We start from the raw sequence: 7,866 nt of genomic DNA, 5'->3' as shown, positions 1-7,866 counted from the left end.
GGCTGGGACGTCCGGGTGCCCCGCCGCCTGCAGGAGCTGCGCCTGGAGATCTCGAAGGTCTCCGGCGACCTCGCCCAGGACCTGGGCCGCTCCCCGACGGTCGCGGACCTCGCGGCGAAGCTCGGGGCGAGCGAGGAGGACGTCATCGAGGGCCTGGACTGCGGGCAGGCGTACCGCGCGCTGTCGCTGGACGCGCCCGTCGGCGAGGCCGGCGACGGCGGCGTCACGGGCCTCGGCGACCTGCTCGGCGGCGACGACCCCGACATGGCCAACGTGGAGAACCGCGAGGCGCTGCGCCCGCTGCTGGCGAAGCTCCCCGCCCGCGAGCAGAAGATCATCGCGATGCGGTTCCACGGCAACCTGACGCAGTCGCAGATCGCCGCGGAGCTCGGCATCTCCCAGATGCACGTGTCCCGCCTCCTGGCCGGCGCGCTGCGCACCCTGCGCGCGTCGCTGACCCAGGACTGACCACGCCACGGTCTTCGGCGACGCCGGGACCGACCGAGGTAGCCGGTGAAGGCGGCGGGCTCCGGCCCGCCGCCTTCTAGCGTCCCGTGAACCGGGCGGCCGGCAGGCCGGTCGCGTCCGGGTCGAGCAGCAGCAGCTGCCCCGACCGGGGCGCCGCGGCGCCGCGCCCGCGGCGGGCGCTCGTCACCGCCATGAGCTTCAGCTCCGGGCCGACGAACGCGCACCGCGTCGGGCGGGGCACCGGCAGCTCCACAACCCGGTCGATCCGGCCGTCGGGGGAGTAGCGGACGATCCGCCCGCCGTCCCACTTGCAGTTCCACACGAAGCCGTCCGCGTCGACCGTCACCCCGTCCGGCAACCACGCCTCGTCCTCGTCGGAGGCGAAGAGCCGCCCGCCCCCCACGGCGCCCGTCGCGGGGTCGAACTCGTAGGCGGTGATCCGGCTGCGGGCGGAGTCGACGTGATACAGGGTGCGCCCGTCGGGGCTCCACGCCGGGCCGTTGGAGACGAAGACGCCGCCGAAGGCCTTCGTGACGCTCAGGTCGTCGCGCAGGCAGTAGAACGCGCCGCTCGCCGCCGATTCCGTCTCGTCCATCGTGCCGAACCAGAAGCGGCCCCCGGGATCGACGGCGCCGTCGTTGCAGCGGTTGCCCGGTACATCGGACTCCACCTCGGCGACGACCTCGACGGTGCCGTCGTCGGCGACGAAGGCCAGGGCGTGCCGCAGCGCCGCGACCAGGCCGCCGCCGGACCGCAGCCCGACGCTGCCGACCGTGGACGGCAGGCGCAGGGTCTCCACCCGGCGGGTGGCCCAGTCGAGGGTGAACAGCAGCGCCCGGTCGATGTCGACCCAGTGCAGCCGGCCCGTGACGTCGTCCCACAGCGTGCTCTCACCCAGCTCGCAGGGGATGTCGCAGAGTGTGTCAACCGGGGTCTCAGTCATCGGCGCGCTCCCTGCCGTAGGTGAAGAGGATGGCGAGGATCACCAGACCATAGATGACGTTCCGACCGTACTCCGGGACCCGCTCCGCCTGCAGCAGCGTCACAGCAGCAGCACCTCGGCCCCGCTGAGCAGCCAGCGGCCCATCAGGACCTTCTGCTGGTTGCCGCCGGAGAGGGCGCCGACGGGGTGCGCCGTCGAGGCGGCCCGCACCGCCAGCCGGTCGACGACGCCCTGCACCGCCGCGCGCTCGGCGGCCCGGCGCACGAACCCGGCCACCGACCGCCGCCCGAGGGTGGCGAGGGCCAGGTTGTCCCGCACCGACATGGGCAGCAGCAGGCCCTCCGCCTTGCGGTCCTCCGGCACGTACGCGATGCCGATGCCGGCCCGGATCGCGTCCTTCGGCCTCCTGATCGTGGTCCGGACGCCGCCGACGGTGACCTGCTGCCGCCCGACGCCGAAGAGCCGCAGGAACACCTCGCGCTGCCCCTGCCCGGCCAGGCCGCCGATGCCGAGGATCTCGCCGCGCCGCACCGCGATGTCGACCTCGCCGACCCGCGCCTCGAGCGCGACGGTGTCCTGCGGCGGGGCCAGCGGCGGATAGGTGGCCTCCAGGGTGCGGCCGCTCATCAGCGTCACCGCCTCGGACTCGGCCAGCCGCGACCGGGTGGTGACGTGGGTGCCGTTGCGGAACACGGTGACCCGGTCGGCGAGGGCCTCGATCTCGCGCCACCGGTGCGAGGTGAAGACCACGCAGCAGCCCTCCTCCCGCAGCCGCCGCATGTGCGCCGCCAGCCACGCCACCTGCTGCTCCTGCAGTCGACCTGGTCCTTGTACGGCGGCATCGCGCAGGCCGCCTTGAACACGTTCTCCATCTCGACGCGCCAGCCGTTGCCGATGAACGAGTTCGACAGCGCGATCTTGATTTTCCCCTTGCTCTCCTTGGGGCTGTTCTCGCCGGTACTGCAGGCGGCGGCGACCGGAAACAGCAGTGTGAGCGCTAAAAGGGCCGTAACGGAACGCGGTAGAATCATGGTTGCTCCACCTTCGACGATCGGCTCTGGACGGCAATCCGCGGCCGGTTGTTGTTTGCTGCATTGGCGTGCGGCGAGGGCGGCCAGAGCTGTTTCGCTCTGGCCGTTTCTTTGTTCCGGTGCTTGGTGTGTGCCTTTGGTGCGCACTTTGGTGTGTGCCTTGGCGTGTGCCTTGGTGTGTGCCTTTGGGGTGTGCCTGTGGCGCGCCGGCCGGCCGACGGGTTGGGAAGGCCGGCCGGCTGGTCAGCGGACTGGCAGCGGGAACCTGTTGGCGTCGCGGAGCACGGCGGCGGCCGCACCCACGACGACGACCACGTCGATCCCGATCTCACCCGCGACGACGTCGGGGACGGCCTCCCCGGCGTGGATCGCGCGGCGCATCATCGACTGGCGCAGCGGCTCGATGAGGATGTCACCGGCCGGCGCGAGGCTGCCCCCGAGGACGATCAGCTCGGGGTCGAGCAGGTTGTACATGTTGGCCATCGCGACCCCGATGTGCCGGCCCGCGTCGGCGAGGACGCGGCGGCACCCGGCGTCACCCTGCTGCGCGAGGCTGATCACCTCGCCGATCGACGGCCGCCGGCCGTGGCTCTGCCACAGCTGGTCGGTGATGGCGTCCGGGTTGGCCAGGGTGTTCAGGCACCCCCGGCCGCCGCACGCGCACACCAGGCCGTCCTCGTTGATGGTGGTGTGGCCGATCTCCCCGGCCGTGCCGTTGGCGCCGACGTAGAGGCGTCCGTCCATGATGAACCCTGCGCCGATGCCGGTGGCGGTGTAGATGTACGCGTAGTCCCGAAGCCCCCGCGCGGCGCCCCAGGTCATCTCGGCCAGGGCGGCGAGGTTGGCGTCGTTGCCCGCGTGCACCGGCAGCCCGAGCACGTGCTCGGCGAGCAGCCGCGGGTCGAGGCCCACCCACGGCTTGAGCGTGCACGCGCGGCCGGTCAGCCCGGTCCGCCGCTGGATCGGTCCCGGCATGGCGATGCCGACGCCGATCACCTCGTCGCGCCGGAACCCGGTCTGCTCCAGCAGCTCGTCGATCAGCCGGTCGACCAGCAGCAGGGTGTCCTGCGGCGAGGTCTGCTCGTCGACCTGGACCGTCTTGTGCCGCAGCATCGCCTGTGCCACGTCACAGATCGCGATCCGCACGATCCCGTTGCCGATCTCGACGCCCACCGCGACGCCGAGGCCGCCCTTGAGCCCGATCAGGGTCGGCGGCCGGCCCGCCTTGCTCCTGCTGCCGTTGCCGTTCGGATGGGGGCCGTTGCCGCTCGGATGTGCGCCGTTGGCGCCGCCGACCTCGACCACCGCGCCGGCCTCGATGAGCTCCCCGACGACGCTGGCGACCGTCGACCGGGACAGCCCTATCTCGGCGAGGGCGGCCCGGCTCATCGCACCGTGCTGCCGCAGCGCGTGGATCACGCGGCTGCGGTTCGCGCTGCGTTGTGCGGATCCCGAGTCGAGCGGCGACATGACTTGAGTATTCGCATTCACCATGGTCCAGTCAATAGAGCAGACGGTAGAGCGCTTCCCCGACCTCTATTCTGTCTGAATCAGGCAGAACTGACGTTCCTGGAGCGACGATGGAAATGCATCTCGCAACCCTTCACTCAGCGCCTGTGCCTGAACTTCGAACTGCGCGACGGGCGCGTGACGGGCTTCCGCGAATACCTCGCCTGGCCCGGCGGTCTGCGATGAACGCGCCCGGCTCACTCACACGGGTACCGACCCCGGCTGGTCCGCACCGGGCGCCCGTCTCGCCCGTTAGCCTCGGACGAAGGGGGTGGGCGAAATGGGTAAATCGCCGGAATTGAAGTGGGTCCTGCGGCCGGACCGGAACGGCGTGCACCACGCCGAGCTGGCCCCGCACGACGGCAAGGAGATCTATGCGTTCGGTGACACCGACGCCAACGGCCGGGTCGAGATCACGCTGGTGGACGGCACCCGGGTCCGGGCCCGCCGCGGCGAGCTGATCCCCTGCTGACGCCTGGGCGCTGACCGGCCGGGCCATTCCGGCCCGCCGGTCGTGTCCCGCCGCCGTACTACGCTCGCCCGTCATGGCAGACATCACGCCGATCGCGGACCGCGAAGGGCAGGTCGGCGGCATCGAGTCGATGGTGGTCGACGGCCGCCGGTGGTTCTTCGGGTTCGACTACAGCATGGACACCGCGGTCTCGCCGCTGGTCGACGACCCGGCGCGGATGGCGGAGTTCGCGAGCCGGCACATGCTGCAACGGGACGGGGCGCACGACGCCGCCTACTGGCGGGACCTGGTCGACCTGTCCGTCGGGGAGTCCGGCATCGTGGGCGAGGACGAGGACCGCACCTATGACAGCGGGACGCTCGCGGCGCAGCGGCTGACGCCCAGCCCGCAGCTGATGTACCTGCTGGGCGCGGCGACCGCGTGGGACGACGGCTTCTTCGAGGACGATGCCATCCAGGCGGCGCTGGCCACGATCGGCGTACCGGAGCGCGACCGGGAGGAATGGGACTGCCTCGACCGGTGCGTGGCGGCGACCCGCTCCGACGACGCAGCGGTGCGCGCCGCCGCCGTCGGCCTCATGACCCGCTACCAGCGCTTCATCTGGGACAACCTGCCGGCCAACTGGCCCGACGTCTTCGCCGCCCTCCGCCCGGCCTGACGTCGCCGTCAGCCCGGGTCAGCTCGTCGACGGTCACGGACGCTCCCTCACGGGCCGGATCAGCGGTGGAAGACCTGACGATAGGTGGTGGGGGTGACGCTGGTCTGGCGGGCGAAGTGGGCGCGCAGGTTGGCGGGGGTGCCGAGGCCCGTCCGGTGGGCGATGCGTTCGATCGAGTCGTCGGTGGTCTCCAGGAGCTCCTGCGCCAGTCGTACCCGCTGACGCAGCAGCCACTGCAGCGGGCTGGTGCCGACCGACTCGCGGAAGCGGCGGGCGAACGTGCGGGGGCTCAGGCGGGCCTCGCGGGCCAGGTCGGCGACGGTCAGGGGCTGGTCGAGGCGGGCCCTGGCCCAGTCGAGGGCGGCGCCGAGCGCGTCCGGGGTGCGGGGGCGCGGCGGCGGGTGGGCGAACTGCGACTGCCCGCCGTCGCGGTGCGGCGGGACGACCATGCGGCGGGCGACCTCGTTGGCGACCGCGGCGCCGTGGTCGAGGCGGACCAGGTGCAGGCAGAGGTCGATCGCGGCGCCGGTGCCGGCCGAGGTGAAGATCGTGCCGTCGGACGTGTAGAGCACGTCGGGGTCGAACGTGACGGCGGGGTGGCGCTGGGCGAAGTCGAAGGCGTTCATCCAGTGGGTCGTGGCGCGGCGGCCGTCGAGGAGGCCGGCGGCGGCGAGCACATACGCGCCGGTGCAGATCGCGACGATCCGCCTCCCGCGCCGGTGCGCCTCCCGCACCACCTCGACCAGTGCCGGCGGGGGCTCCACCTGCCTGGCCCGGGCGAACGCCGGGATGATCAGCGTGTCCACGTCGACCAGCGTGCCGAGGTCATGGGGTGCGGTCACGGACAGCCCGGAACGGGCCGGGACGACGCCCGGCGCGGCGGCGGCGAAGCGCAGCTCATACCAGGGGTCCGCCAGGTCGGACCGGTCGATGCCGAACACCTCGCACGGCACGGCCAGCTCGAAGACCGGCATGTCCTCGGTGACCGCGACGCCGACGAGATGACGCATGGCTGGAATCTTACCCAACATGGCATTCCTGCCACTCGCCCTTGATCCGCGGGGGATGTCGAATAGCAGGCATGTTGAACGTGCCCCAAGGGGCGGCCCTGTCCATCGGCGCGGTCCTCGGCACCGGGGTCATCGCGCTGCCCGCCCTCGCCGCGCAGACCGCCGGACCGGCGTCACTCGTCGCGTGGGCCGCCCTGATCGCCCTGTCGGTGCCCCTCGCGGCGACGTTCGCGGCGCTCGGCGCCAGGTTCCCCGACTCGGGCGGCGTCGCCACGTACGCGGGCAAGGCGTTCGGCGACCGCGCCGCGGCGGTCGTCGGCTGGTGCTTCTACCTCGCCGTGCCGGTCGGCGCGCCGGCCGCGGCGCTGTTCGCCGGGGCGTACGTGGCCGCGGCGCTCGGCGGCGGCACCCGCACGGAGCTGCTGACGGCCGCCGCGCTCATGCTCGTGGTGACGGCCGGCAACCTCGGGGGCGTGCGGGTGTCCGGCCGGCTGCAGCTCGGGCTGGCACTGCTGCTCGTCACGCTGCTGCTGACGGCGACCGTGACCGCCCTGCCGCACGCCGACCCCGGCAACCTGCGGCCGTTCGCCCCGCACGGCTGGTGGGCGGTCGGGTCGGCGGCGGCCCTGCTGGTCTGGGGGTTCGCCGGGTGGGAGGCGGTCACGTCCCTCGCCGGCGACTTCCGGCGCCCCGCCCGCGACCTGCCCCGGGCCACGGCGATCGCCCTGGTCATCGTCGGCGTGCTGTACTTCGGCATCGCCGCCGCCAGCATCCTGGTGCTGGGCCCCGCGCCCGGCGACGCACCCCTCGCCGAGCTGCTCGCCCGCGGCGTCGGCGGGCAGGTCAAGGCGCTCACCGCCGGCGCCGCGGTGCTGCTGACGCTCGGCACGATGAACGCCTACTACGCGGGTGCGGCCAAGCTCGGTGCCGCGCTCGGCCGCGACCGGGCGCTGCCCGCGTGGTTCGGGCGGGGCAGCGGCGCCGGCGAGGTGCCCCGGCGCAGTCTCGCCGTCGTCGCGGCGCTGGGCGGCGCGTCGCTGCTGCTCGTGACCGCGACCGGCACCGGCACCCGCCCGCTGGTCCTGCTCACCAGCGGCGCGTTCGTCCTCGTGTACGTGCTGGGCACCGCCGCGGCGCTGCGCCTCCTGCCGCGCCGCACGCCCGTGTGGTGGTGCGCGGCGGTCTCCTGCGCCGCGTCGTTCGGGCTGCTCGCACTCAGCGGCTGGTACGTCCTGGGCACCCTCGCCGTGGCCGGCTGCGCACTCGCGTACAAATTTCTCGCCCGGCCTGTCGATTCGGGTCCGGTGCCGATTGACGTAGGAGTGTAAGAGGACGCATTCCCTTGAAGGAGCAGCCACGATGGCCCAGTACCTGATCCTCATCTACGAGAACGAGGCGGACTACGAGAGCGCGGACAAGTCCGTGTACCAGGAGGTCATGGACGCCCACAACCGATTCGCGGAGCAGGTCGGCGAGCGGCTGGTCGGCGGCAACGCCCTCCAGGGGGTCGCGACGGCCACCTCGATCCGCGGCGACGTCGTCACCGACGGCCCGTTCGTGGAGACCAAGGAGGTCCTCGGCGGCTACTACGTGATCGAGGCGAAGGACCTCGACGAGGCGCTGGAGATCGCCAAGCTGTGCCCGGCCCGCTTCGGCGGCGTCGAGGTCCGCCCGGTGATGGTCTTCGAGTAGGCCGCGCCGTTCGTGGAGTCCGCCGCTGTCAGGCAGGCGGTCGCCGACGCGCACCGTCGCGAGTGGGCCAGGGTGCTCGCCGC

9 protein-coding genes are annotated in these 7,866 nt (G+C 72.7%); 5 read left to right on the top strand and 4 right to left on the bottom strand.

Annotated features, from left to right (window positions below; genetic code table 11):
- A partial coding sequence (locus AB0I21_RS56830) for a sigma-70 family RNA polymerase sigma factor (protein WP_360574314.1) occupies positions 1-468 on the top strand: 468 nt, incomplete at its 5' end.
- 76 nt (positions 469-544) lie between these two features.
- On the opposite strand, the gene AB0I21_RS56825 is transcribed toward AB0I21_RS56830, so the two are convergent.
- From AB0I21_RS56825 to AB0I21_RS56815, 3 genes are all read right to left on the bottom strand, one after another.
- A complete protein-coding gene (locus AB0I21_RS56825) occupies positions 545-1,411 on the bottom strand; it encodes an SMP-30/gluconolactonase/LRE family protein (protein ID WP_360574312.1) in 867 nt (288 codons plus the stop codon).
- A gap of 99 nt (positions 1,412-1,510) precedes the next feature.
- The gene (locus AB0I21_RS56820; RefSeq protein WP_360574310.1) at positions 1,511-2,212 is read right to left on the bottom strand and encodes an ATP-binding cassette domain-containing protein; all 702 of its coding nucleotides are present in this window, start codon (positions 2,210-2,212) and stop codon (positions 1,511-1,513) included.
- Between the two features lie 473 nt (positions 2,213-2,685).
- The gene (locus AB0I21_RS56815) at positions 2,686-3,912 is read right to left on the bottom strand and encodes an ROK family transcriptional regulator (protein ID WP_360574308.1); all 1,227 of its coding nucleotides are present in this window, start codon (positions 3,910-3,912) and stop codon (positions 2,686-2,688) included.
- Between the two features lie 319 nt (positions 3,913-4,231).
- Here AB0I21_RS56815 and AB0I21_RS56810 point away from each other — a divergent pair, with 319 nt between their 5' ends.
- Both AB0I21_RS56810 and AB0I21_RS56805 read left to right on the top strand, forming a co-directional pair.
- Positions 4,232-4,423, top strand: coding sequence for a hypothetical protein (locus AB0I21_RS56810; protein WP_344502264.1), 192 nt, complete (start codon positions 4,232-4,234; stop codon positions 4,421-4,423).
- Positions 4,424-4,496: 73 nt separating this feature from the next.
- A complete protein-coding gene (locus AB0I21_RS56805; protein WP_360574305.1) occupies positions 4,497-5,081 on the top strand; it encodes a hypothetical protein in 585 nt (194 codons plus the stop codon).
- Positions 5,082-5,140: 59 nt separating this feature from the next.
- Here AB0I21_RS56805 and AB0I21_RS56800 read toward each other — a convergent pair whose 3' ends face one another.
- Positions 5,141-6,091 (bottom strand): helix-turn-helix domain-containing protein, encoded by a 951-nt coding sequence (locus AB0I21_RS56800; RefSeq protein WP_360574303.1) that lies wholly within the window; start codon positions 6,089-6,091, stop codon positions 5,141-5,143.
- Positions 6,092-6,162: 71 nt separating this feature from the next.
- Here AB0I21_RS56800 and AB0I21_RS56795 point away from each other — a divergent pair, with 71 nt between their 5' ends.
- Together AB0I21_RS56795 and AB0I21_RS56790 are read left to right on the top strand one after the other, a co-directional pair.
- On the top strand, positions 6,163-7,419 hold the full coding sequence (locus tag AB0I21_RS56795; RefSeq protein ID WP_360574302.1) for an amino acid permease: 1,257 nt from the start codon (positions 6,163-6,165) through the stop codon (positions 7,417-7,419).
- A gap of 31 nt (positions 7,420-7,450) precedes the next feature.
- Positions 7,451-7,783: a YciI family protein gene (locus AB0I21_RS56790; RefSeq protein WP_360574300.1), complete on the top strand. Its 333-nt coding sequence runs from the start codon at positions 7,451-7,453 to the stop codon at positions 7,781-7,783.
- Positions 7,784-7,866: the final 83 nt, after the last annotated feature.

Source organism: Dactylosporangium sp. NPDC050588 (genome assembly GCF_040654975.1).
Lineage (GTDB): Bacteria > Actinomycetota > Actinomycetes > Mycobacteriales > Micromonosporaceae > Dactylosporangium > Dactylosporangium maewongense.
Note: the sequence above shows the minus strand (reverse complement) of the source record. Positions and strands in the feature narration are given on the sequence as shown.

Bases quoted from the DNA above. Each gene is read 5' to 3' on its own strand.
- AB0I21_RS56825 (WP_360574312.1), bottom strand. From the start codon at position 1,411: ATGACTGAGACCCCGGTTGACACACTCTGCGACATCCCCTGCGAGCTG.
- AB0I21_RS56815 (WP_360574308.1), bottom strand. From the start codon at position 3,912: ATGTCGCCGCTCGACTCGGGATCCGCACAACGCAGCGCGAACCGCAGC.
- AB0I21_RS56810 (WP_344502264.1), top strand. From the start codon at position 4,232: ATGGGTAAATCGCCGGAATTGAAGTGGGTCCTGCGGCCGGACCGGAAC.
- AB0I21_RS56805 (WP_360574305.1), top strand. From the start codon at position 4,497: ATGGCAGACATCACGCCGATCGCGGACCGCGAAGGGCAGGTCGGCGGC.
- AB0I21_RS56800 (WP_360574303.1), bottom strand. From the start codon at position 6,091: ATGCGTCATCTCGTCGGCGTCGCGGTCACCGAGGACATGCCGGTCTTC.
- AB0I21_RS56795 (WP_360574302.1), top strand. From the start codon at position 6,163: ATGTTGAACGTGCCCCAAGGGGCGGCCCTGTCCATCGGCGCGGTCCTC.
- AB0I21_RS56790 (WP_360574300.1), top strand. From the start codon at position 7,451: ATGGCCCAGTACCTGATCCTCATCTACGAGAACGAGGCGGACTACGAG.